Source organism: Joostella sp. CR20 (assembly GCF_038433465.1).
In the GTDB taxonomy this organism is placed as follows: Bacteria; Bacteroidota; Bacteroidia; order Flavobacteriales; family Flavobacteriaceae; genus Galbibacter.
The window spans coordinates 51,459-73,577 of record NZ_JAESVF010000005.1; the positions used below are offsets into that span (position 1 = coordinate 51,459).

Consider the following 22,119-nt stretch of genomic DNA (forward strand, 5'->3'; position numbering starts at 1 on the left):
AAATTATTGTTTAACTCGTACAGTTTCTGGCACCAATCCTGTGTAATCTCCATTATTTCTGATAACATCTCTAACAATAGACGATGAAATATAGCTTTTTCCTGAAGAGGTTAATAAGAAAACTGTTTCAATTTCCGAGAGTTTACGGTTGGTGTGTGCAATGGCTTTTTCAAATTCAAAATCGGCAGGATTTCTAAGACCACGTAAAATAAATTGCGCATCTATTTTTTTACAGAAATCAACTGTAAGTCCTTCGTAAGTCATTACACTTACTTTGGGTTGGTCTTTAAATGCTTGTTCGATAAAGTGCTTTCTTTCTTCTAAAGAGAACATATATTTTTTATCGGCATTAATCCCGATGGCAATTACCAATTCGTCAAAAAGGGTAATTCCGCGCGAAATAATGTCGTAGTGGCCTAGTGTTATGGGGTCGAAAGACCCAGGGAAAATTGCTTTTCGCATGTTGTTTTTGTTTGGTGCGTATACTCGAATTTACAATAAAGATACGAAATTGCTTTTAGGCTTGGTTTAAAGCTTCTTCAATAGCATTGTCGAATAAATCGTTTAATGTAATACCAGCTTTTGTAGCTTGTTGTGGTAAAATACTTTCGGCAGTCATCCCAGGGATGGTGTTTACTTCAAGCAAATACGGTTCGTTATCAACAAAAATATATTCACTTCGGCTAAAGCCTTTCATTTTTAAAGTGGTGTACACTTTTTTGGCGACTTCGGTTACTTTTTGCGTCATTTCGTCGCTGATACGTGCAGGGGTGATTTCTTGCGATTTTCCTTGGTATTTTGCTTCGTAATCAAAAAAGTCGTTTTCAGAAACTATTTCGGTAATCGGTAAAACAGTTACTTCGCCTTTGTATGTTATTACGCCCACAGAAACTTCGGTTCCGTCTAAAAAAGATTCGATAATAATTTCGTCATCTTCTTTAAACGATGTTTCGATAGCCGTTGCCAAGTTTTCTTTGGTATGAACTTTAGAAACCCCAAAACTAGACCCAGCTTTGTTTGCTTTTACAAAACATGGAAGTCCGACTTTTGCGATGATTTCGTCTTCATTTATTTCTTGTCCTTTATTGATGTAGTATGACGTAGCGCATTTTATCCCGAAAGGTTTTAGCGTAGCCAAACAATCACGTTTGTTAAACGTTAAGCCTGCTTGATACATTGGACAAGAAGTATGCGGAATGTTAAGCAATTCGAGATAACCTTGTAAATAACCATCTTCTCCAGGGGTTCCATGAATAGCATTAAAAACACAGTCAAACTCAATTTTGTTTCCGTTAACTGTAACGGTAAAATCTCCTTTGTTGATAGGTGTTTCAGAGCCGTCTTCAGCAATATAAACCCATTTGTCTTTTAAAAGATGAATAGGATAGACATTGTATTTATCAGTATTTAAGTGCTTGCAAACTACATCGCCACTTTTTAATGAGATTTTGTATTCCGAAGAATAACCACCCATAACCACACCAATATTTTTTTTCATTTGTATATTATTATAAGGAGATTTTACGTTTATCAAAAGTATTAATTATTTTAATGATAAAATACTTTACTCCTAATTGTCCGTAGAAATAAAATTAGGTGTGTAGTTTTTATATCTTTGTGTCATAAAATAGAAACATGAGTTTTATAAAATTTATAACGAGCAAGACCTTTTTGAAGCAACTTGTATTTGCAGTTGTAGCATTAATAGTTTTAACGCTGTTAACACTTCAATATTTAAAAATTACCACCAACCACGGAGAGTTTGTATTGGTTCCAGATTTGTCTAAAAAATCTTTAAGAGAAGTTGAAGACATTGTAGGAAAAGCAAACTTGAATTATGTGGTGCTCGATTCTACCAATTACAATCCAGATTACCCACGTTTTTCGGTGATAGACCAAAGTCCGAAAGCAAATAATCAAGTAAAAGAAGGACGTAAAATATACCTTACAATTAACCCTTCTGGCTACCGAAAAGTAAGTGTGCCAAACGTAATACAAGTTACCAAACGTAATGCAGAATCGATGCTGAAAGCTGTTGGGCTAAGTGTAGCAAAGGTTTCGTATATCAACGAAATAGGAAAAGATATGGTGTATTATGTTCGTTATAATGGAGAGAATATTTTGCCAGGTCACCAATTGCCAAAAACTACAGAAGTAGAGTTGGTTTGTGGGAACGGAAATAACGCTGAGGTTGTTGTAGAGTAATTGTAGACGTTTGAAAAATGATAGAAGAAACACAAGACGATTTTAACCAAGACGACGAACTGTACGAACATTATAGTTTTACCGCAGGAAAAGGACAAGAGCCTTTGCGTGTAGACAAATTTTTAATGAATTTTATTGAAAATGCTACTCGTAATAAAATTCAGCAAGCGGCCAAAAATGGCAATATTTATGTAAACGGAACTGCAGTAAAATCGAATCATAAAGTAAAAGCCAACGACGAGGTGAAAGTACTTTTTGAGCATCCGCCACATGAGTATTTACTAACTCCAGAGAACATTCCGTTAGACATTGTTTTTGAAGATGACACCCTTTTGGTGGTTAATAAACCTGCAGGGATGGTAGTGCATCCAGGTCACGGAAATTATTCTGGAACGCTTATCAACGCACTTATTTACCATTTTGATAATTTGCCATTAAACAGCAATGAGCGCCCAGGTTTGGTACACCGAATTGACAAGGATACTAGCGGACTTTTGGTTATTGCGAAAACCGAGGAAGCACTCGCACATTTATCAAAACAGTTTTTTAATAAAACGAGTGAGCGCGAGTATGTAGCTTTGGTTTGGGGCAATGTAGAGGAAGACGAAGGTAGGGTTGAAGGGCATATTGGAAGGCATCCAAAAAACCGACTTCAAATGTATGTTTTTCCAGATGGCGAACACGGAAAAGAGGCTGTAACGCATTATAAAGTTATTGAACGATTTGGCTATGTAACCTTAGTTTCGTGTAAGCTAGAAACGGGCCGTACACACCAAATACGTGTGCACATGAAACACATTGGCCATACACTTTTTAACGATGAACGCTACGGTGGCGAGAAAATTTTAAAAGGAACAACCTTTACCAAATACAAACAGTTTGTAGAAAATTGCTTTAAAATTTTACCTCGACAAGCCCTACATGCAAAAACTTTAGGTTTTGAGCATCCTGTAACAGGAGAGTTTTTACGTTTCGATTCTGAAATTCCTGAAGACATGCAACAATGCTTCGAAAAGTGGAGGGGTTATGCCAAGCATCAAGAAATTTCTGAAGAATAGATTTTTTCAATTTATAGATAGAAAACAATGAACTAGAGCTGCTACAAAAGTTAATTTTTGATAGTATCTTTATCCTATAAATAAGTTGAATTTTAAAAGATTACACCCGTGAAAATAGTTGTATCCCCAGCAAAGTCATTAGATTTTGATTCGAAATTGCCAACAGATAAATATACCGAGCCTGTTTTTTTAGCTGAAGCTGAAAAGTTAAATGCGGTGCTTCAGAAGAAATCGCCTAAGAATTTGTCAGAATTGATGAGTATTTCTGAAAAATTAGCCGATTTAAATTGGCAACGAAATCAGGAGTTTACAACACCTTTTACACCTCAAAATGCACGCCCAGCAGTATATGCGTTTAACGGAGATGTGTATACAGGTTTGGATGCTTATACAATTCCGAAGGAAAAGTTAGAAACACTACAAAGCACATTGCGAATTTTAAGCGGATTGTACGGCGTGTTAAAACCATTAGATTTAATGCAACCATACCGTTTGGAAATGGGTACAAAACTTCCTGTTGGAAAGCAGAAAAATCTATACGAATTCTGGAAAGAAAAAATAACAGCTCAATTAAATAATGAGCTTTCTGACGACGAACTTTTTGTCAATTTAGCCAGTAACGAATATTTTGGCGCAGTAGACGATAAAGCATTGAAAGTTCCTGTAATTACCCCTGTTTTTAAAGATTGGAAGAACGATAAACTTAAAATTATCAGTTTCTTTGCTAAGAAAGCACGTGGGTCTATGGTGCGATATATTATTGATACCAATGCGCAAACCATTGAAGACTTAAAAGGGTTTAACTACGACGGATATTCATTTAGCGAAGAATACACCAAAAAGAAAAACGAATTGGTTTTTGTACGTTAATTTTATCTAACTATAATTTTTAGCGTCATTCTGAACTTGTTTCAGAATTTCATACAGCATTATGCGACCCTGAATTGAATTCAGGGTGACGAATTATTATGGCTAGTGTAATTTTTATTGAGAATCGACCTTTTGAAAAAGTATTGAAAATCAAGGAGGCAGTGTGGACTAATAGATTAAAAGCTGTTTGAGCGAAGCGAGTTCTTTTAATCTGTGGAGGATGGTTCCGTAGATTTTCTCATGCTTTTTAAATCAGTCTTGACTTTTTTGTTTCGTTTTTGTGTCAAGACAAAAATGAAAAGAATATTAATTATGTAGCTTTTAGTAAATAGTATATTATAAAGTAAGCTGCTAATGTAAACTACTATTTTTTCGTATCCACACTAATTCGTTCTTCAATAGGAGGTTGTTTTTTAATTTTCCGACGACGTTTTACGCCATAACTCCCTCTGTTGATTTTACCACGTTTTGATTTTTTATCTCCTTTTCCCATATCAATTTCATTTTGTATTTTCCTAAAGTTACTTAATTTGTTAGACTAAATCAAGTTTATGTTTTTACATCGGCATCCGTATGCGCCATATATTCCTGCAAATGCAACTAAATTAATTGTTGGCACTTTACCGCCGCCGAGATTTTCTGTAAACGAACTAAAGGAAGACGATGTTAATTTTTCCTACGGAAGTAGAGATGGCTATTTATGGTCAATTTTAGATAGAATTTTCAGTTTAAATCTTACCTATAAAAATACAGAAGAAGCTGTTACACAACGAAAGTTATTTTTAGCTTCCTACGGAATTGGAATTTGCGACATTGTTGCTTCCGCAGAAAGAGAAACAATTGATGCTTCCGACTTAGGAATGAAGAATATAAAATGTCGTGATATGTTTGCTTATTTGCATGAAAATCCTTCCGTAGCTACACTACTTTTTATGGGAGGAAATAGTAAAAACGGACCTGAATATCTTTTCAGAAAACAATTAAAAAGTAAGGGGTTAATGTTTGAAGTAATTTCTTCTGAAGTACCAAGAGTACATCAGTTTACATTTGAAGGACGTGCGATAAAAACTGTGTCCTTAACTGCGCCATCTGGAGCTGCGAATAGAGCAGTAGGGGCGCTTGCAGACTATAAAAATTTAAAAAAGAAACACCCTAACCTCAATACAATTGATTTTAGGGTGCTTCAGTATATTAATTATTTTGTGTGATATTGATTACTATTTTTTATTCTGCTGATTTTTTATTGTTTCTTCATCAATATCAAACTTATTCGTGTTAATATTCCTATTCCCAGTTGGGTTGGTAGGATTTGTTTGCTCATGCTTTCTTTTCCACTTTTTATCTTTTATTGTACTCATAATTTATTGGTTTTTTGATTTAATTCAATATAAGAAATACAATAAAAAATTGTTCATAAAGGTATTTTAAAATTATGTTAATGGTTTAGCATTTAGCGAGTTAGTGCATTGCTGATGCATCAACTTTTCCGCTTCCTTTTTTAATCATCAATACAAAAGGTACACAGAGTAAAAACAGAATTCCGAGGTATAAGAAAATGTCCATATACGAGAGTACTGTACTTTGCAGTGTGATGCTTCCTTCCATAAGTTGATATGCTTTGTTTAAGGATTCGTTTACGCTAAAACCTTTCGACATAAACATTTGCTGATATGCTTGTAAACGTTGCTGTACTTCAAAATCAACTTTCGATAAGTTTGGTAATAAGTTTACACGGTGTTGCTGACTCAATCTAGCTACAAAAGTGGTAATTATGGCAATTCCGAAGGAACCTCCTAATTGGCGCATCATTCCTGTAAATGCAGCTCCTTCTCCAATGTCCTTTCCTCTTAAAGTTGATAAAGAAAGTGTTGTAATAGGTACGAATAAGAGTCCTAAACCAAATCCACGCGCTACTAAAGGCCAAAACATATGTTCGGTACCTGTGTCGGGTGTCATCACCGAATACATCCAATAACTATAAATAAAGAAGATTCCGAAACCGATGGCTGCTAAATATTTCTGTGGAACGCCACGCTCTAATAATTTTCCGATAATTGGCATCATGAGTGCAGTGGTAACTGAACTCGGCACTAGTAATAGTCCTGCATCAGTAGCTGTCCACCCTAAAATAGACTGTGTGTAAATCGGAATTACGAATGTAGAACCATAGAGTCCAAACCCGAGAATAAAGGTTAAAATGGTACCAATTCTCAAGTTGTAATCTTTCAATACTCTTAGGTTTACCACAGGGTGTTCGTACACGAGTTCTCTCCAAATAAAGAGCAGTAATCCTAAAACTGAAACTACACTTAAAATAACAATGGTTTTATCTGCAAACCAGTCGTCTTGCTGTCCGTGTTCTAAAATGTATTGTAGCGAACCAATAAAAGCTGCGAGTAATCCAATTCCCCACCAATCTACCTGACTGGCTTTTAATTTTTCGCCGTACTTTGGACTCTTAATATAAAGAATGGTTAAAAAAGTAGCGATAATTCCGATAGGCACATTGATATAAAAAATATACGGCCATGAGTAATTATCTACTAAATACCCTCCAAGCGGAGGTCCTAAAGTAGGTCCTACAATAACTCCCATTCCATAAATAGCTTGCGCCATACCTCTTTTGGCAACAGGATATGTTTCTGTAATAATAGTTTGAGCGGTAACCAAAAGAGCACCACCACCCATACCTTGAATAAATCTAAACGCAACCAACTCCCATAAATTTGTGGCATTTCCACATAAAAAGGAAGAAATGGTAAATATCATGATGGAAGCTGCAAAATAATTTCGTCGTCCGAATTGTTTTGACAACCAGCTCGTCATCGGAATAATAATTACGTTTGCAATTGCATAGGCAGTAATTACCCATGCAATATCTGTGAGGGAAGCTCCTAAGCTTCCTCTCATATCGTTTAAAGCAACGTTAACAATAGTTGTATCTACAATTTCTAGCAGGGCACATAAAATAGCCGTAATGGTAATTATGACTCTGGTGAAACCGTATTCAACTAAACTGTCTTCGTCTTGTGCTTGAACTTGTGCTGTTTCTGCCATAATTTATTTTAAATGTACATCTACCAAAACATTCATTCCAGAACGAAGTTTTGCTAGTTTTTCTGCATCATTTTCATTGGTGAAATCAATTTTTACAGGAAGACGCTGAATAGTTTTTACGAAGTTACCAGAAGCATTGTCTGGAGGAAGTAACGAAAATTTTGCTCCTGTTGCTGGTGAAAATGCAGTGATTTTTGCTTCAAAAACATCATCTGGATACGCATCAACTTCAATAGTTACACGCTGTCCAATTGTCATTTTTTCTAACTGTGTTTCTTTAAAGTTTGCAACTACCCATTTGTTATTTGTGTTTACTAGGTAAAATAATGATTGTCCTGGTTGTACAAATTGTCCTTCTTGTAAATCTACATTAGATAATTGTCCGTCGATTGGCGCAGTAACATAGGTATAACTTAAATTTAGTTTCGCAGCCTCCAATTGCGCTTGCGCACTTTTTACATTTGCTTCGGCAACTGCTACTTGTTTTTCTGAAATTTCGGTTTGAGACACCGCAGCGTTACGTTGACTAGCACTAGCTTTTTGCTGACTTTTAAGTACTTCTAATTGTTTCTCTGCAGCTTGCTTTGCGGCTAAAGCCTCTTCGTATTGTTGCGCTGTTATCGATTGATTTTTATAAAGATTTTCGTAACGCTTAAAATCGTTTTCGGCTCTCCATAATGTAATTTTTGCAGTTTCTAAATTCCCTGCTGCCGAGTTTACTTGTGCATCTGAAGTTGCTACATGTGCTTGGTACGAACCAATACTTGTTTTAGCTACGATAAGTTGACTTTCAGCGGCAACTAATGCTGCTTTTGCTTGCTCTAAATGTACTAAATAATCTTGCTGATCAATCGTAAATAAAGTATCTCCTTTTTGTACTTTGGCATTATCACTTACATATACTTTTTTTACATATCCGCCTACGTGTGGGATAATTGGGTTCATGTTTGCTTCTATTTGAGCATCATCTGTTTCTTCATGCGATAATGAATGCACAAACTTTACAACACCATAAATAATTCCGATAATTATTAATGAACCAATGATAATGGTGAATTTCTTATTTGTTTTTTTCTTTTGTTCCATGTTGTTATATACTAGTCGATTATTTCGCTTTTGTTTAAAAATTAAGGCCTACTATAATTAGTTTACCTCTGTGTTTATTTGTCCGTGAGCATTTAAAAGCTCGTAGTATTTTTTCACGATATCTGCTTTTGAATAAGCTAAATTAATTTTAGCTTGTAATTGGTCAATATCGGCTTCTAATAAATCATTGGTATCTACCAAACCATTGTCATATTTATCCTTTACGATACGGTAATTTTCGGTAGCTTGTTCTTCCGATTTTAGGTAAACATCATATTTTTTATTGGCTAAATTGTATTCTTGATTGGCATTTTCTACTTCAACCATAATTTTGTCTTGAACCATGTCTATGGTGTGTTGTAATTCTTCAGCTTGACTTTTAGCAACTTTTACTTCGTTATGAGCTTTAAAAATATCAGCTAAGTTGTATGATACACCAACGCCAAAGTTCATTGCGTCTGTAACGGTAAGTACATTTTTAACATCCATCGCAACATATCCGCCTAACAAAGCAATGCTAGGATAGTATTTACTTTGTGCGATTTTTATGTTGTTTTTGGCAGCTTCTTTTCTGTATAACAGCGCTTGTAAATCGCTTCTTTGGATGCTGTCGTTTTCTTCGTTTATTAATGTTAGCTGAAAATTATCATCGTTGATAGCAATTTTAGTATCAGCAGGCATTTTTAGTGTGGTTACTAAACTGTAGTTTAAAATGTTTTCATTTTTTTTAGCCTCTTCTAAACTGACCTCAATATTCGACTCCTGAAGCTGTGCCTTTAACAAATCATTCTTTGCTAAGAGTCCGTTTTCCATCATCGCCGAAAAATCTTTTACACGCTGTTGAGCGCTTTTTAAATTTTCAGAAATCAACTCCACTGTTTTATGTGCTTTGTAGAGATTTACATATGCTGAAACTGTTTGTAAAGCAATATTTTCTTTTTCGCTTTTTGCATCAAGTGTAGCCGCTTCGTAATTGTTTTTACTCGCCTTTACTAAGTTGTTAAGCTTAAAACCCGAAAATAAGGGTAGAGAAGCTGTAGCTTGTCCAAACATCACACTACTAATGTCGGGTTCAGTACCAGAACCATCAGAACCTGTGTCTAATTTAATATCGGCATTAACTTTTGTAAGGTGTTGGTATTGCCCAGCTATTTTTACATCTGGATAGCGTTTTCCTTTGGCTACTTTAACCTCGTAACCCGCTGTGTTTACTTTGGTATCTGCAATTTTCGATTCGTCGCTGTTTAGTAAGGCCAAATTGATGGCTTCTTCTAAAGTAAGCGAAGTTTCTTGTGCTTGCATGTTTTTAATGCCTAAAAAACCTAATAGGCATATCAAAATGAATTTATACTTCATATGTTAAAAGTGCTTTAATTGTTTGTTTAATATGTTCGGTAAGGGTGGTATGTACAAAATCGTCTAAAGAAATTTTCGGATTGATTTGATATGTTTCTTCGTACGATTTTTTGTTGTAATAGAAGTTGAAATAAGTTCCTAAAACCGTAGGGAAAATAAGAGGAATGTTTACTTTTTTGCTGAACACCCCCGCAGCTTGCCCATCTTTGATGAACTTCTCGATAAGCTCGTAGTTTTTCCTTTTTGAATCTAAATAACTTTTAAAATCGATATGACGATTCTCGTTTGAATATTCAAAATGAATAATTTTATATATACGTCTGCTTTTGTGAATACGTCTTACTAATAATGAAATTACATTGTCTACCTTCTCTAAATAATCTGTAGAAGTAGCCAACGCATTCTCCAACTCAATCGTAAAGTTTGCAGTTTTAGATTTTAGTAGATGCTCTAGCAGTTTTTCTTTTGAACCGAAATAATACGAAATCATCGCGATATTTATATCTGCTTCCTTTGCAATAGCTCTAATGGAAGTGCCGTCATAACCATTTTCGGCAAACATCTTTTCTGCTACATCAAGTATTTTGATTTGTTTTTCGTTTAACTCCATAGTATGAATGTTAAAAATCCGAGGCAAAATTAAACAAATGTTTAAATTAAACGATTGTTTAATTTTTATTTTAACATATAACGTTGTAGTATGGAAGTTGGATGTTAGAAGAAAGAAGATGGAAGCTAGAAGCTAGAAGTAATGGGTTAGAATTAAAAACTAAAAACACTCCTATAATCCCCCTGCCTGCGGTAGGCAGGCTCAAGGGGATAATGAATTCCCCCTTTGAAGGGGGCTAGGGGGATGTAAAAAAAAGTTAAAAGTATGATAGTAGAAGTACGAAGTTACTTGCGAAACACAACTTCTCTTTCAATATTCTTAGAATGTGATAAATTTAAATTCTCGACGTACAATTATTTGTTTATCTCGGCAGTAGTAAACATAACTCTGAAAAGTTTACAATAAACAATAACACTATGGTAAGATTCAATATTGAAATCGTCGGGGAGTTTATAGCTTTGATTTCCTATATTTCCTTTTAATTTACCAAGGCTTACATATGGAGTGTTTTTAACAACTTTGGAGTCTGTAGGGTTTTGGTATTCAGATACCCAAAGTTTAAGATTAGGACCATTGGTAGCCTTAAAGTTGGTGAGTTGTAAAAAAATACCTTCCGAAGTTTTAATAATTTGAAAATCTCCAGAACCTTTATGCCGATTGTCAAAATCTTTAAAAGTACCATTTGCGAGTAAAGTAACAGTATCATCTTTTTGAATGCTTGTGAAATCGATAACGGGTTCGTCAACTGTATTGTTGTATAAAATAGGGCTAAATGCATAAATAGTAATGCCAAAAAACATCAATCCGATAGGAGGTAGGAGGAAATACATCATTCGTTTTCTTTTACTCATGGTTAAGATTTATAATGAATAAGATAGTAATTATTTTCTATATAATAGTTAGTTTTTTAAATCAATTTTGTATTTTAAATATTCAATACAGGGTGTTTGCTAAGGTTTTAAGTACAGAAGAAACCTCTAGTGAAAAAATGACAAGCCTTATTGAACAATCAAAAGCTATCGAGGCGGATTTTTTTAAAGATATAAATACCTGATTAGAAAACGATGACACCAATAGAGCTATAATTGATTATCTAAAAGGTGAACTAAGGACTGTGTTTGCCCCAATTTTAATTAAAAATGCTGTTTGAGCCCCTGCTAGCACGAGCGTCACGCTCGTGCCGAGTATGTATCAGAAAGATATTATTAACGAGAAATAACAGAACAAAAAGACAAAACGAATGAGCCGTAAGTATAAATTTCATAACAAAGAATCTATAGAATAAATATAGCAGTGCAAAAACTATGCAAATGATGAAAATATGCATTTAGGGATGCTGTAACGGGCACGAGTGTGACGCTCGCGCCAGCGGAGGGAATTAAAATTGCATCAGAAAACCCTTACTGTGCCTCTTGCACAGGAATAATCCAGCAATTTCATGAAATGTTTCCTAACATTAAATTAATCTTAGTAGATGGTGTTAAATAAAATAATAATATGGAGAGTTATAAAAAAACAATTTTTAGAATAATGAGTGATAATGAAGAACGCTTAGAACAAACATTAAAATGGTACAACGACTTATATGATACTGATTTTAAAATAGTAAATATAGTTTACGATGAGGTAAATTTTGTTGATTTAGAATCAACAAAATTTACATTAACTGATATATTTAATATTGGCTATCAATTAGGTGTAAAAATTCAAAACCTTCGAGATTTAGGAGAAATAGATTAGTAATCAAAAAAATAGTGATTGTGATAGTTGAACAAAAAAGAATAATTAAAAAGCTTAAAGAAAATAATAGCATTACTTATGAAGAAATTCTAGGGATAGCAAATGCTTTTCAGATTGCCTCTGGTCAAGGTTATGCTATCGGAAAAACAAAAGGGATACTTGATTTTTTAAAAAAGTATGGAGATGTCCATATTATTTCTATTCCCGAAGAAGGTGAATTAATACTCAAAACAAATAACGATTTATACATACTACTCAGAGATATAGATAATAATATTGATATAAAAGCTGATTCTAGCTTTGAAACTTATTTTTAAAATAGCTCCCCTGCTAACACGAGCGTGACGCTCGTGCCGTGAGTAGTAAGTAAGAGAAAGAATAAAGATTGAGTAACTATGAGCCGTAATTATAAATTATTCCATAATCTAGAAGTGTTGCTTATGCAGTTGCTCAATTAGAGAGCAGTAATTGGAGGTTCTTATTAGTTGTATTTTTTTATTTGTAGGAGGGCTTTTTTTTGTAAAGGCATACAAAAAGCTAAAATTAATGGTTCCCCCTACTAGCGTCTAAAACACCCTAATTTATGTCAAAAATAGAGTTTAAATTAATTGAATTAATAAGTCTTTTTGATTATTTAGTTTTCAAAGAGAATTTTTCTGCGCATCAGAAATTATTAAAATTATACAAAGAATGTTGGAGAAATATTAAAGGGAAAAGGGAAAAAGAAATTGTGGAGAGTGATTTTGCTCCATTGTTAAGTGCAACAAGAATTTTTTTTGAAGCTTTACCTAACGATAAAAAATTAACAGAGTATTTAATTAAAAAAACACAAGAGTTTTATGAGATTCAAGAAAAATTGCTTTCTCGATAACTCCCACTAGTCCCCCGCTAACGCGAGCGTCACGCTCGTGACGAGAGTAGTAAGCAAGAAAAGGAAAAAGATTGAGTAAATATGAGTCGTAAATATAAATTCCATAATCTGTAAGTACAAAATAAACACAAAAAACACACCTATAATCCCCTCAAGGGGATAATGAATTCCCCCTTCGAAGGGGGCTAGGGGGATGTAAAAGTTTTATGTCAGTTATAAAAAAGCAAAAAGGTCTAAAAGTAACCTCTTAGACCTCTTGAAAATAATATTTAAAATAACGTGAGTTCGATATAAGAATGATGAATTTATAATAAAATTGACCTATTTAAAAAGTATTGAAAATCAAGGAAGCAGCGTGGGCTGATAGATAAAAAGCTGTTTGAGCGTAGCGAGTTCTTTTTATCTGTGGAGGTTGTTTCCGTAGATTTTCTCATGCTTTTAAAATCCGTCTTGACTTTTTTGTTTCGTTTTTGTGTCAAGACAAAAATGAAAGTATTTTTAAATAATTGAAATACAAATATTTAAATTTTATCTATATCGACATTTATATTGAACTGAGGTTGAAATTTATTTATCGAATAGATTTTACAAAAGTATCAATGCCATCTAGCCCTTTTTCTTGCAGAGTTTTTATAAATGCAGAACCAATAATCGCGCCTTTGGCGTGTGTGGTGGCAATTTTAAAAGTCTCGGCATTGCTAATTCCGAAGCCTACAATTTGCGGGGCGTTGAGTTGCATGTTTGCAATACGTTCAAAATAGTCGTTTTGTGCATCTCCAAAAGTGCTTTTTGCTCCAGTAACACTGGCAGAGCTTACCATATAAATAAACCCACTAGAAACCGAATCGATAAATTTAATACGCGCTTCGGAAGTTTGTGGTGTAATTAAAAATACGTTGATGAGGTTGTGCTTTTCGAATATAGTTTGGTACTGTTCATGGTACACATCTACAGGAAGGTCAGGAATGATAAGTCCGTCGATTCCTATTTCTGCACATTTTTCGCAAAAAGCTTCTACTCCGTACTGTAAAATAGGGTTGAAATACCCCATAATGATAAGTGGAATATGAACCGTTTTACGAATGTCTTTTAATTGCTGAAAGAGTTTTTTGGTGGTCATTCCGTTTTTAAGTGCTTGGGTAGAGCTTGCTTGAATAGTTGGTCCGTCGGCTAGAGGATCTGAAAATGGAAGTCCGATTTCGAGCATATCCACACCACTTTCTTGAAGTGTTTGGATGATGGGAACGGTGTCTTCTAAATTTGGATATCCTGCAGAGAAATAGATAGACAGGATTTTTTTATCTTCTTGTAGTTTTTTATGAATTCGGTTCATTGGTATTCAATTTATCGTTATTCCAGTTTTTTGGATTGTTAAGGATGTAATTTTTTATATTGATATATGATTTTTCATTTCTGATGATATGTTCGTAATAAGAACGTTGCCACATTTTACCATTGAAAGGTTTCCAACCAAATTGTTTTACACCCCGAATATATTCATTCGTTGTCATGGTTTTAAACCATTGCATCACCTCCGGTAGGGACGGACCTTTGTGTCCGTCCATTTTCGTTTTTTCGTGTCCGTTCATTTTCGTTTTCGCGTGTCCGAACAATTTCGGTTCATTATTCCCGCCCAACAGAATAATAATCGCATGAAAATGGTTTGGCATTATTATATAATCCCCGCATTGAACATTTAAAAATTTATTTTTTAGTTCCAGATACCATTTTTCAATCATTTGACCGGCATCATTAAGAAACATTTCACCATTTTCTATAGTACCAAATAGTCCTGCCCTGTTTTGACAGCAGATAGTAACAAAATACATTCCTGGTTGTGAATAATCATATCCAGCCATTCGAATGATTTTTCTATTTGGTTTATTTTTCATTGCATAGTGTTTATCTCTGCGGACGGACACATAGGTCCGTCCGTACATTTATAGAGGATCACAAATTAAAATAGTCGATATAGGTGTTGAGGTCTTTGTCGCCTCGCCCAGAAAGACTTACGACGACAATGTCGGTTGGTTTAAATTTTTTGTGATTGAAAATAGCCAAGGCATGTGAGCTTTCGATGGCGGGGATGATTCCTTCGGTTTTGCAAAGGTCGAGTCCTGCTTGCATGGCGTCTTGGTCGGTAATGGAGTGAAATTCACCTCGTTTGGAGCGATATAAATGTGCATGCATCGGGCCAACCCCTGGATAGTCGAGCCCAGCCGAAATGGAATAAGGTTCGGTAATTTGTCCGTCGGGAGTTTGCATGAGCAAGGTTTTACACCCGTGAATAATCCCTTCTTTTCCTAAAACAGATGTAGCGGCGCTTTCGCCAGAATCGATGCCTTTTCCAGCAGCTTCCACGGCAATAATTCCGACTTCTTTTTCGTCTAAAAAATGATAGAATGTCCCTGCGGCATTGCTTCCGCCACCAATACAAGCCACGACATAATCAGGGTTGGAGCGACCTTCTTTTTCTTGCAGTTGCCATTTTATTTCTTCGGAAATAATACTTTGAAAACGCGTTACCATATCGGGGTATGGGTGTGGACCAATAGCCGAACCGATGATGTAGTGTGTGTCTACAGGATTGTTAATCCAATCGCGGATGGCTTCGTTGGTAGCGTCTTTAAGGGTACGACTTCCAGAGAGAGCAGGTCGCACTTCGGCACCGAGCATTTTCATACGGGCTACATTGGGCGCTTGACGGGCAATATCGATTTCGCCCATATACACCACACAGTCAATCCCCATAAGCGCGCAGACAGTAGCGGTTGCTACCCCGTGTTGCCCAGCACCAGTTTCGGCAATAATACGTTTTTTACCAAGCCTTTTAGCAAGTAATATTTGCCCGATGGTATTGTTTATTTTATGTGCTCCAGTATGGTTGAGATCTTCTCTTTTTAGGTAAATTTTTGCGCCGTATTTTTCAGACATCCGTTTAGCAAAATACAAAGGCGAAGGTCTGCCTACGTAATCTTTTAAAAGTTGATCGAATTCTTCTTTAAAAGAAGCTTCGTTCATAATTTGTAAATATTTTTGGCGAAGTTCTTCTACGTTTGGATACAGCATTTCTGGGATGTATGCTCCCCCAAACGCACCGTAATATCCTTTTTCATCTACATTATATGTTTCCATTTCTTAGTTTAAAAGTTAAAGGGTTAAAGGCATAAGAGCGTTAAAGTTATTTCCTTAATCTCTCGTCTTTATATTTCGTTATAAATTCTTTTAGTAATTCTATATTTTTTAGTCCTGGTTCTATTTCAAATTTACTATTTATATCGATGGCATGAATTGGTAGCGATGCGGGGATGTTTTTAATTTTTTCAAGATGCTCGATGCCGATTCCTCCGCTTAAAATGAATGGTTTTTCAGAAGGGTAATCTTCTAAAATTTCCCAATTAAAAGTATATCCATTTCCTCCTGGAAGTGCTCCTTTGGTGTCGAATAAGAAATAGTCGACAACCATTTCATAGGTAGCTAAAACAGAAAAATCGAATTGGTTTTTTACTGAAAATACTTTGATGATTTTAATGTTTATTCCTAAGGAATTTAATTCGCTTTTTAGCTTCTGACAATATTCTGTGGATTCACTTCCGTGTAATTGTACTCCTTGCAACTGATGCTTAGAGACTTTCTCAACAATAAAATCGATAGAAGCATCTACAAACACACCAATTTTCTGAATCGCATCGGAGAGTGTAGGTACCACATCGAGATTGTTTCTTGCTGATTTTTCATAGAAAATAAAACCGAGATAATCGGGTTGCAGTTGAGCAACTTCTTGGATATTATCAAGGTATTTCATCCCGCAGATTTTGAGCCCCACCCCAGCCCTCCCCGAAGGAGAGGGAGTTTCGTTATTATTTTTAATATGTTGTAAAGATGTTTTTTTACTCATTTTTATAAATTTAATTTCCTCTTTCCTTTGGAGAGGAGTTAGGGGAGAGGCTTTTTATAAAGGCAGTAGCATTTATACCTGGATTATCGGTTTTCATAAAATTTTCACCAATTAAAAAACCTTTATAACCGTAGGGTTGTAATTCTTTTATGGCTTCGATATTGCTGATACCACTTTCAGAAACCTTTACAAAATCGGTTGGAATTTTGGTAGCAAGTGCTTTGCTTATATCTAAACTCACATCGAAGGTTTTTAAATTTCTATTGTTAACACCCAACATATCCAAGCTAGGCATTAATGATTTGTTGAGTTCTTCTTCGTTATGAACTTCGAGTAGTACATCCATGCCTAGACTTTTTGCTGTTGCTGAAAGTTGCTTAATTTCTTCTCTTGTTAAAATAGCGGCAATGAGCAAAATCACATCGGCACCATACGCTTTGGCTTCAAGAATTTGATACGAGTCGATGATAAATTCTTTTCGTAAAAGCGGAAGTTTAACAGCGGCTCTAGCTATTAATAAATCGTCTAACGATCCGCCAAAATACTTGCCATCTGTTAAAACCGACATCCCGCAGGCACCTGCAGTTTCATATCCTATCGCTACATCTTGAACGTTAAGAGATTGATTGATCACCGCTTTGGATGGCGATCGGCGTTTGTGTTCTGCAATAATTCCTGTATTACTATTTCTTAGGTTTGTAGCGAGGGAAATGGTTTTACGTTCAAAAAGGACACTTGCTTCCAATTGAGAAATCGGAATCAAGGCTTTTTTTAAAGCGACTTCCTTTTTTTTATCTGCTACTATTTTATCTAGGATGTTCATTTTTTTTTTGAGATTTAAAAATTTAAAGCTTGAATGATTAAAAGATCGAATTAATTTAGGTTTGTTATGATGTTTTTGAACGTAAGTACTTGATAAAATTAGAAAGGTTTTGAGATATTTCTATACTGAGTTCATAGCTTTCTACAATAGCTGCAGGTGTTGCGAGACCAAGTTCTCTTGCTAAAATTAGCATACTACGAACTTCAGCGTAACTTCCTTTAGCAATTTTTAAATAACGAATAAGCTGTTTGTTATTATTATATTCCGAACCCTCTGCGATATTATTAGTAATAGAAATGACAGCTCTTTTTAGTTGATCTTTAAAACCATATTCTTTTTCAAATGATTTATCATTCACAAACGTAAAAATTAATTTTGCTAGTTGAATCCCTTTTTGATAGACTTCAAATTCCTCAAAAGACTTTGTCATACCTTTAATTTTTCAATCTTTAAATTCTTAAATCTTTTAATTTCTGAAATGCTTCCAGTCCTTTTCCATTTACTAACGATTCTTTAGCGATTTCAAAGCCTTCTTTAGAGGTTAAATTTTTTACGGTTGCAATAGCAATTCCTGCATTGGCGCAAACTACATTGTTTTGAGCTTCGGTTCCTTTTCCGCTTAACACTTCCATGAAAATTTTAGCTGAAGCTTCGATTGAATTACCGCCATAAATAGCCGTTTGAGCGTGTTCTCTTACACCAAAATCTGTAGCAGAAAGCATTTGCTCTGTTTGGTTTCGAATAACTTTGGTTGGGCCAGTAAGTGAAATTTCATCATAGCCATCCAATGCATGTAAGATAGTGTAATTTTTATCGGTATTTTGGTAGAGGTAACCATACATTCTGGCAAGCTCTAAATTAAAAACTCCCACCACTTGATTTTTTGGAAATGCAGGGTTGACCATCGGTCCGAGCATATTAAAAAAAGTTTTTACGGCAAGTTCTCTTCGGATGGGTGCTACATTTTTCATGGCAGGATGGAATAGAGGAGCGTGTAAGATGCAAATTCCCGCTTTGTCCAACGATTTTTTTAGAAAATCTGGATCGTTAGAAAATTGAATGCCGAGGTGTTCCATTACATTGCTCGAACCACAGGATGACGAAACGCCATAATTACCGTGTTTAGTAACCAAAACGTCTGCGCCTGCAGTAACAAAAGAGGCTAGTGTTGAAATGTTGAAAGTGTCTTTTCCATCACCTCCTGTTCCGCATAAATCGATAGTATTGTAGCCTTCAATATTAACAGCAAGACACAATTCTAACAAAGCATCACGGAAGCCCTCAAGTTCTTCAATTGTAATACTTCGCATCATGTACACAGTTAAAAAAGCTGCAATCTGACTTGTATTGTACGAACCATTAGAAATATTTACCAATACATTTTTGGCTTCTTCCTTAGAAATGGTTTCGTGATTGATGAGTCTATTTAGTATTTCTTTCATTATTTTCAGTATTCAGTATTCAGTATTCAGTATTCAGTATTCAGTATTCAGTATTGGGGTTTTATACTCAGACAAATTTTAGTTCTTTCTATCTTCTCATTTATTCAACCAATTCTCCAATATTTTCTTTCCTTCTGGAGTTAAAACCGATTCTGGATGGAACTGCACTCCGCACACATCAAACTTGGTGTGGGTTAGCGACATTACTTGTCCGTTTTCATCATACGAGGTGGCTTTTAGTACATCGGGTAAATTAGGATCGACTACCCAACTATGGTATCTTCCCACTTCAATTTCTTTGGGTAAATCTTTATAAATTGGATCGTTTTGCTCGATATTTATTTTGGTGGCCACACCGTGGTATACTTCATCGATATTGATAAGTTTCCCACCAAAAACTTCACCAATGGCTTGTTGCCCAAGGCACACTCCAAAGATACTTTTGGTAGGCGCATAGGTTTTAATGATGTCTTTTAATAAGCCAGCTTCATCTGGAATTCCAGGGCCTGGCGAGAGTACAATTTTGTCGAAAGGAGCAACTTCGTCTAAGGTTAATTGGTCGTTTCTTTTAACAGTAACTTCGCATCCTAAATCTTCTAAATAGTGAACAAGATTGTAAGTAAAACTGTCGTAATTATCTATAACTAATACTTTAAGCCCCTCCTTAATCCTCCCCGAAGGGGAAGAATATTGTTGGGTGTTATTTTCTTGTGTATTCATTTTAAATTTCGTTTTTTTATGTCTGTGAAACCATAGCCCCTTTCCTTTGGAGAGGGGTTGGGGAGAGGCATTTAAATATTTTCTGCCAATTCTAACGCTTTATTGAGCGCTCCCAATTTGTTGTAGGTTTCTTGTAATTCGCTTTCTGGGTTCGATTCAGAAACAATTCCAGCACCCGCTTGATAGTACAATTCATGATTTTTGCTTAAAAATGTACGAATCATGATGGCATGGTTAAAATTGCCTTCAAAATCCATAAAACCGATAGCCCCGCCGTAATAATCGCGGTTGGTAGCTTCGTATTTATCGATAAGTTGCATCGCCATGTGTTTGGGAGCACCGCTAAGAGTTCCTGCAGGAAAGGTGTCTGCAACGACTTGCATGGTTGGAATTTCTTTCTTTTTTTGTCCTGTTACTTTTGAAACCAAATGGATAACATGCGAGAAAAATTGCACTTCTCGATATGTTTCTACTTCCACCGTATTTCCGTTTCTGCTGAGGTCATTTCGAGCCAAATCAACCAACATTACATGTTCGCTATTTTCTTTTTCATCTTCCGAAAGTTGTTTGGCGAGTTCGGCATCTTTTTCATCGTTTCCAGTACGTTTAAAAGTTCCTGCAATTGGGTGGATTTCTGCCTTATTTTCCTTTACGATAAGTTGTGCTTCTGGCGAACTTCCAAAGATTTTAAAATTTCCGTAGTCAAAATAAAACAGGTATGGCGACGGATTGATAGAGCGCAATGCTCGGTACACATTAAATTCGTCTCCTTTAAATTTTTGTGCAAAGCGTCTGCTTAAAACCAATTGAAAAACATCGCCACGGTGGCAATGTTGTTTGGCTTTTTCTACTAAGTTTTTATAATCGTTGTCGTTTAATTTTGAAGTAGGATCTCCCACTTTTGAAAAGTTATACGACGCAAAATTTTTGGCTTGTAACAGTTGATGGATTTCAGCAATATTATCGACTCCGTTATGGCTGTGGCAAAAAATATAAGCTTCATTTTTAAAATGATTAATAGCAATGATATTTTGGTAAACAGCGTAGTAAATATCTGGAATTTCTAGCGAGGCCTCTTTTTTACTGATGTTGATATTTTCGAAATACCGAACACCATCGTAGGCAATGTATCCAAAGAGTCCGTTATTTATAAATTTAAAATCGTTTTTATCGGATTTAAAATGTGTTGTGAAATCTTGAATAACACTTGGAATATGAGTTTGCTCGGTAATAGTTTCTTCGGATGAATTTCCGTCTGGAAAAGTTTTTTCTACACGTCCGTTTTCAACTTTAATAGATGCTATGGGATTAAAGCAGATGTAAGAAAAACTATTGTGATTTGCGTGGTAATCGCTACTTTCTAACAAAATACTGTTTGGAAACCGATCGCGAATTTTTAAATACACACTTACAGGTGTAATGGTATCGGCTAGTATTTGTTTGTAATTTGTTTTTAAATGATATGTTTTCATGACTTCTGTTGAATTCTGTAAAATATTATAAACGAAAAAAGGCTTGTCGTGATTGACAAGCCTTTTCTATATTCTGTTGAAAAAATAGTATAGCAATGTTACCTCACGACGTTTGACGTAAGCTGTACCACCACCAAGTATTTTTTGTAAATGATCTCATTTTGAATTTCAAATATAGAAATGAATTTTTATTTATCAAACAAAAAAGTAGTTTTCGTTCGAATTTGTTTTTTGAGTGTTAAGATGTTAACAAAAAAAGCTACACAAAAGTGTAGCTTAATAGGGTTTGGGTGTGAATTGGAATTTAGAATGCCAAATCGACAACTAAATCAAATTCATCGTATATTGTTTTATCTCCTAAATTATCGAAGAAACTTCCAGAACCGTAACGAACATCGTATTTAGTTCGGTCGATTTTTACATTTGCTGTTGCTTTATTTCCGTAAACTGAAAGATCAAAAGTAATAGGATTTGTTTTTCCTTTGATAGTTAAATTTCCAGTTACTTTATATGCATTTTTACTGGTAGCTTCAGTTTTCGTAATAGTTAAACTTGCTGTTGGATACTTCGCTACACCAAAGAAATCATCAGACTTTAAGTGTCCGTCTAATTTATCTTTGTATTCTCCACTTAAATCGGTTGCTCCAATAGAAGTCATATCTACTGTAAAGTTCCCTCCAACTAGTGTTTCTCCGTCAAACGAAAGTTCTCCACTTTTTAAGTTGATAGTTCCTTCGTGAGAACCAGTTACTTTGTAACCTTTCCAAGTTACTTTACTGTTTTCTACTTTTACTTCTTTAGTTTCTAAAGCTGTAAATGCTGAAGCACCTACTACGGTTGCTAAAATAAGAGCTGATTTTAATAATTTCTTTTTCATGTTTGTTATTTTTTTAGGGGAATACCCAATGTTA

At 35.1% G+C, this 22,119-nt stretch carries 27 protein-coding genes; 8 read left to right on the forward strand and 19 right to left on the reverse strand.

The features are described from left to right. Positions 1 to 3: 3 nt before the first annotated feature. Entirely contained in the window at positions 4 to 462 is a 459-nt protein-coding gene (coaD, locus tag JMA43_RS08410) for a pantetheine-phosphate adenylyltransferase (protein WP_342156054.1), read from the reverse strand. A 55-nt stretch (positions 463 to 517) separates the two neighbouring features. Further along, the gene (locus JMA43_RS08415) at positions 518 to 1,498 is read right to left on the reverse strand and encodes a D-alanine--D-alanine ligase (RefSeq protein WP_342156055.1); all 981 of its coding nucleotides are present in this window, start codon (positions 1,496 to 1,498) and stop codon (positions 518 to 520) included. 137 nt (positions 1,499 to 1,635) lie between these two features. On the opposite strand from JMA43_RS08415, the gene JMA43_RS08420 reads away from it, so the two are divergent. From JMA43_RS08420 to yaaA, 3 genes are all read left to right on the forward strand, one after another. Then, positions 1,636 to 2,205, forward strand: a complete 570-nt coding sequence (locus tag JMA43_RS08420) for a PASTA domain-containing protein (RefSeq protein WP_342156056.1) — start codon at positions 1,636 to 1,638, stop codon at positions 2,203 to 2,205. A gap of 17 nt (positions 2,206 to 2,222) precedes the next feature. Next, a complete protein-coding gene (locus JMA43_RS08425) occupies positions 2,223 to 3,263 on the forward strand; it encodes an RluA family pseudouridine synthase (RefSeq protein WP_342156057.1) in 1,041 nt (346 codons plus the stop codon). A gap of 108 nt (positions 3,264 to 3,371) precedes the next feature. Further along, on the forward strand, positions 3,372 to 4,133 hold the full coding sequence (yaaA, locus tag JMA43_RS08430; protein ID WP_342156058.1) for a peroxide stress protein YaaA: 762 nt from the start codon (positions 3,372 to 3,374) through the stop codon (positions 4,131 to 4,133). A gap of 364 nt (positions 4,134 to 4,497) precedes the next feature. Here the strand turns inward: yaaA and JMA43_RS08435 are convergent, their stop codons facing one another. Then, positions 4,498 to 4,626, reverse strand: a complete 129-nt coding sequence (locus tag JMA43_RS08435) for a 30S ribosomal protein THX (protein WP_342156059.1) — start codon at positions 4,624 to 4,626, stop codon at positions 4,498 to 4,500. A 58-nt stretch (positions 4,627 to 4,684) separates the two neighbouring features. On the opposite strand from JMA43_RS08435, the gene JMA43_RS08440 reads away from it, so the two are divergent. Next, a complete protein-coding gene (locus JMA43_RS08440; RefSeq protein ID WP_342156060.1) occupies positions 4,685 to 5,341 on the forward strand; it encodes a uracil-DNA glycosylase family protein in 657 nt (218 codons plus the stop codon). Positions 5,342 to 5,350: 9 nt separating this feature from the next. On the opposite strand, the gene JMA43_RS08445 is transcribed toward JMA43_RS08440, so the two are convergent. The 6 genes from JMA43_RS08445 to JMA43_RS08470 form a co-directional block, all read right to left on the reverse strand. Then, positions 5,351 to 5,491, reverse strand: coding sequence for a hypothetical protein (locus JMA43_RS08445; RefSeq protein WP_342156061.1), 141 nt, complete (start codon positions 5,489 to 5,491; stop codon positions 5,351 to 5,353). Positions 5,492 to 5,591: 100 nt separating this feature from the next. Beyond that, positions 5,592 to 7,190, reverse strand: coding sequence for a DHA2 family efflux MFS transporter permease subunit (locus JMA43_RS08450; protein ID WP_342156063.1), 1,599 nt, complete (start codon positions 7,188 to 7,190; stop codon positions 5,592 to 5,594). Positions 7,191 to 7,193: 3 nt separating this feature from the next. Beyond that, the gene (locus JMA43_RS08455; RefSeq protein ID WP_342156064.1) at positions 7,194 to 8,276 is read right to left on the reverse strand and encodes an HlyD family secretion protein; all 1,083 of its coding nucleotides are present in this window, start codon (positions 8,274 to 8,276) and stop codon (positions 7,194 to 7,196) included. Positions 8,277 to 8,333: 57 nt separating this feature from the next. Next, positions 8,334 to 9,578 carry a TolC family protein gene (locus JMA43_RS08460; RefSeq protein ID WP_342156065.1) on the reverse strand — a complete coding sequence of 415 codons (1,245 nt, stop codon included), beginning with the start codon at positions 9,576 to 9,578 and terminating at the stop codon, positions 8,334 to 8,336. Positions 9,579 to 9,621: 43 nt separating this feature from the next. Beyond that, a complete protein-coding gene (locus tag JMA43_RS08465; RefSeq protein WP_342156066.1) occupies positions 9,622 to 10,242 on the reverse strand; it encodes a TetR/AcrR family transcriptional regulator in 621 nt (206 codons plus the stop codon). A gap of 353 nt (positions 10,243 to 10,595) precedes the next feature. Continuing rightward, entirely contained in the window at positions 10,596 to 11,093 is a 498-nt protein-coding gene (locus tag JMA43_RS08470; protein ID WP_342156067.1) for a DM13 domain-containing protein, read from the reverse strand. Between the two features lie 502 nt (positions 11,094 to 11,595). On the opposite strand from JMA43_RS08470, the gene JMA43_RS08475 reads away from it, so the two are divergent. The 4 genes from JMA43_RS08475 to JMA43_RS08490 all read left to right on the forward strand — a co-directional run bounded on the left by JMA43_RS08475 (position 11,596) and on the right by JMA43_RS08490 (position 12,853). After that, entirely contained in the window at positions 11,596 to 11,730 is a 135-nt protein-coding gene (locus tag JMA43_RS08475; RefSeq protein WP_342156068.1) for a deaminase domain-containing protein, read from the forward strand. Between the two features lie 9 nt (positions 11,731 to 11,739). Then, the gene (locus tag JMA43_RS08480) at positions 11,740 to 11,982 is read left to right on the forward strand and encodes a hypothetical protein (RefSeq protein ID WP_342156069.1); all 243 of its coding nucleotides are present in this window, start codon (positions 11,740 to 11,742) and stop codon (positions 11,980 to 11,982) included. Positions 11,983 to 12,002: 20 nt separating this feature from the next. Further along, entirely contained in the window at positions 12,003 to 12,299 is a 297-nt protein-coding gene (locus JMA43_RS08485) for a hypothetical protein (RefSeq protein ID WP_342156070.1), read from the forward strand. Between the two features lie 266 nt (positions 12,300 to 12,565). Then, positions 12,566 to 12,853, forward strand: coding sequence for a hypothetical protein (locus JMA43_RS08490; RefSeq protein WP_342156071.1), 288 nt, complete (start codon positions 12,566 to 12,568; stop codon positions 12,851 to 12,853). Between the two features lie 571 nt (positions 12,854 to 13,424). On the opposite strand, the gene trpA is transcribed toward JMA43_RS08490, so the two are convergent. From trpA to JMA43_RS08540, 10 genes are all read right to left on the reverse strand, one after another. Further along, positions 13,425 to 14,186: a tryptophan synthase subunit alpha gene (gene trpA, locus JMA43_RS08495; protein WP_342156072.1), complete on the reverse strand. Its 762-nt coding sequence runs from the start codon at positions 14,184 to 14,186 to the stop codon at positions 13,425 to 13,427. After that, positions 14,170 to 14,745 carry a transposase gene (locus tag JMA43_RS08500; protein ID WP_342156073.1) on the reverse strand — a complete coding sequence of 192 codons (576 nt, stop codon included), beginning with the start codon at positions 14,743 to 14,745 and terminating at the stop codon, positions 14,170 to 14,172. The genes trpA and JMA43_RS08500 overlap by 17 nt, the downstream gene beginning before the upstream one ends. A 58-nt stretch (positions 14,746 to 14,803) precedes the next feature. Next, the gene (gene trpB / locus JMA43_RS08505; RefSeq protein WP_342156074.1) at positions 14,804 to 15,988 is read right to left on the reverse strand and encodes a tryptophan synthase subunit beta; all 1,185 of its coding nucleotides are present in this window, start codon (positions 15,986 to 15,988) and stop codon (positions 14,804 to 14,806) included. Between the two features lie 46 nt (positions 15,989 to 16,034). Continuing rightward, a complete protein-coding gene (locus JMA43_RS08510) occupies positions 16,035 to 16,658 on the reverse strand; it encodes a phosphoribosylanthranilate isomerase (protein WP_342156197.1) in 624 nt (207 codons plus the stop codon). Between the two features lie 103 nt (positions 16,659 to 16,761). Continuing rightward, positions 16,762 to 17,574: an indole-3-glycerol phosphate synthase TrpC gene (trpC, locus tag JMA43_RS08515; protein WP_342156075.1), complete on the reverse strand. Its 813-nt coding sequence runs from the start codon at positions 17,572 to 17,574 to the stop codon at positions 16,762 to 16,764. 64 nt (positions 17,575 to 17,638) lie between these two features. Then, positions 17,639 to 18,004, reverse strand: coding sequence for a four helix bundle protein (locus JMA43_RS08520; protein ID WP_342156076.1), 366 nt, complete (start codon positions 18,002 to 18,004; stop codon positions 17,639 to 17,641). Between the two features lie 19 nt (positions 18,005 to 18,023). Continuing rightward, positions 18,024 to 19,016 carry an anthranilate phosphoribosyltransferase gene (gene trpD, locus JMA43_RS08525; RefSeq protein WP_342156077.1) on the reverse strand — a complete coding sequence of 331 codons (993 nt, stop codon included), beginning with the start codon at positions 19,014 to 19,016 and terminating at the stop codon, positions 18,024 to 18,026. Positions 19,017 to 19,112: 96 nt separating this feature from the next. Then, positions 19,113 to 19,736 carry an anthranilate synthase component II gene (locus tag JMA43_RS08530; RefSeq protein ID WP_342156078.1) on the reverse strand — a complete coding sequence of 208 codons (624 nt, stop codon included), beginning with the start codon at positions 19,734 to 19,736 and terminating at the stop codon, positions 19,113 to 19,115. 71 nt (positions 19,737 to 19,807) lie between these two features. After that, positions 19,808 to 21,208 carry an anthranilate synthase component I family protein gene (locus tag JMA43_RS08535; RefSeq protein WP_342156079.1) on the reverse strand — a complete coding sequence of 467 codons (1,401 nt, stop codon included), beginning with the start codon at positions 21,206 to 21,208 and terminating at the stop codon, positions 19,808 to 19,810. Between the two features lie 304 nt (positions 21,209 to 21,512). Beyond that, on the reverse strand, positions 21,513 to 22,085 hold the full coding sequence (locus JMA43_RS08540; protein WP_342156080.1) for a YceI family protein: 573 nt from the start codon (positions 22,083 to 22,085) through the stop codon (positions 21,513 to 21,515). Positions 22,086 to 22,119: the final 34 nt, after the last annotated feature.

Coding starts and splice junctions, on each gene's coding strand:
- coaD (WP_342156054.1), bottom strand. CDS start 462: ATGCGAAAAGCAATTTTCCCTGGGTCTTTCGACCCCATAACACTAGGC.
- JMA43_RS08415 (WP_342156055.1), bottom strand. CDS start 1,498: ATGAAAAAAAATATTGGTGTGGTTATGGGTGGTTATTCTTCGGAATAC.
- JMA43_RS08420 (WP_342156056.1), top strand. CDS start 1,636: ATGAGTTTTATAAAATTTATAACGAGCAAGACCTTTTTGAAGCAACTT.
- JMA43_RS08425 (WP_342156057.1), top strand. CDS start 2,223: ATGATAGAAGAAACACAAGACGATTTTAACCAAGACGACGAACTGTAC.
- JMA43_RS08435 (WP_342156059.1), bottom strand. CDS start 4,626: ATGGGAAAAGGAGATAAAAAATCAAAACGTGGTAAAATCAACAGAGGG.
- JMA43_RS08440 (WP_342156060.1), top strand. CDS start 4,685: ATGTTTTTACATCGGCATCCGTATGCGCCATATATTCCTGCAAATGCA.
- JMA43_RS08445 (WP_342156061.1), bottom strand. CDS start 5,491: ATGAGTACAATAAAAGATAAAAAGTGGAAAAGAAAGCATGAGCAAACA.
- JMA43_RS08450 (WP_342156063.1), bottom strand. CDS start 7,190: ATGGCAGAAACAGCACAAGTTCAAGCACAAGACGAAGACAGTTTAGTT.
- JMA43_RS08455 (WP_342156064.1), bottom strand. CDS start 8,276: ATGGAACAAAAGAAAAAAACAAATAAGAAATTCACCATTATCATTGGT.
- JMA43_RS08460 (WP_342156065.1), bottom strand. CDS start 9,578: ATGCAAGCACAAGAAACTTCGCTTACTTTAGAAGAAGCCATCAATTTG.
- JMA43_RS08465 (WP_342156066.1), bottom strand. CDS start 10,242: ATGGAGTTAAACGAAAAACAAATCAAAATACTTGATGTAGCAGAAAAG.
- JMA43_RS08470 (WP_342156067.1), bottom strand. CDS start 11,093: ATGAGTAAAAGAAAACGAATGATGTATTTCCTCCTACCTCCTATCGGA.
- JMA43_RS08480 (WP_342156069.1), top strand. CDS start 11,740: ATGGAGAGTTATAAAAAAACAATTTTTAGAATAATGAGTGATAATGAA.
- JMA43_RS08490 (WP_342156071.1), top strand. CDS start 12,566: ATGTCAAAAATAGAGTTTAAATTAATTGAATTAATAAGTCTTTTTGAT.
- trpA (WP_342156072.1), bottom strand. CDS start 14,186: ATGAACCGAATTCATAAAAAACTACAAGAAGATAAAAAAATCCTGTCT.
- JMA43_RS08500 (WP_342156073.1), bottom strand. CDS start 14,745: ATGAAAAATAAACCAAATAGAAAAATCATTCGAATGGCTGGATATGAT.
- trpB (WP_342156074.1), bottom strand. CDS start 15,988: ATGGAAACATATAATGTAGATGAAAAAGGATATTACGGTGCGTTTGGG.
- JMA43_RS08510 (WP_342156197.1), bottom strand. CDS start 16,658: ATGAAATACCTTGATAATATCCAAGAAGTTGCTCAACTGCAACCCGAT.
- trpC (WP_342156075.1), bottom strand. CDS start 17,574: ATGAACATCCTAGATAAAATAGTAGCAGATAAAAAAAAGGAAGTCGCT.
- JMA43_RS08520 (WP_342156076.1), bottom strand. CDS start 18,004: ATGACAAAGTCTTTTGAGGAATTTGAAGTCTATCAAAAAGGGATTCAA.
- trpD (WP_342156077.1), bottom strand. CDS start 19,016: ATGAAAGAAATACTAAATAGACTCATCAATCACGAAACCATTTCTAAG.
- JMA43_RS08530 (WP_342156078.1), bottom strand. CDS start 19,736: ATGAATACACAAGAAAATAACACCCAACAATATTCTTCCCCTTCGGGG.
- JMA43_RS08535 (WP_342156079.1), bottom strand. CDS start 21,208: ATGAAAACATATCATTTAAAAACAAATTACAAACAAATACTAGCCGAT.
- JMA43_RS08540 (WP_342156080.1), bottom strand. CDS start 22,085: ATGAAAAAGAAATTATTAAAATCAGCTCTTATTTTAGCAACCGTAGTA.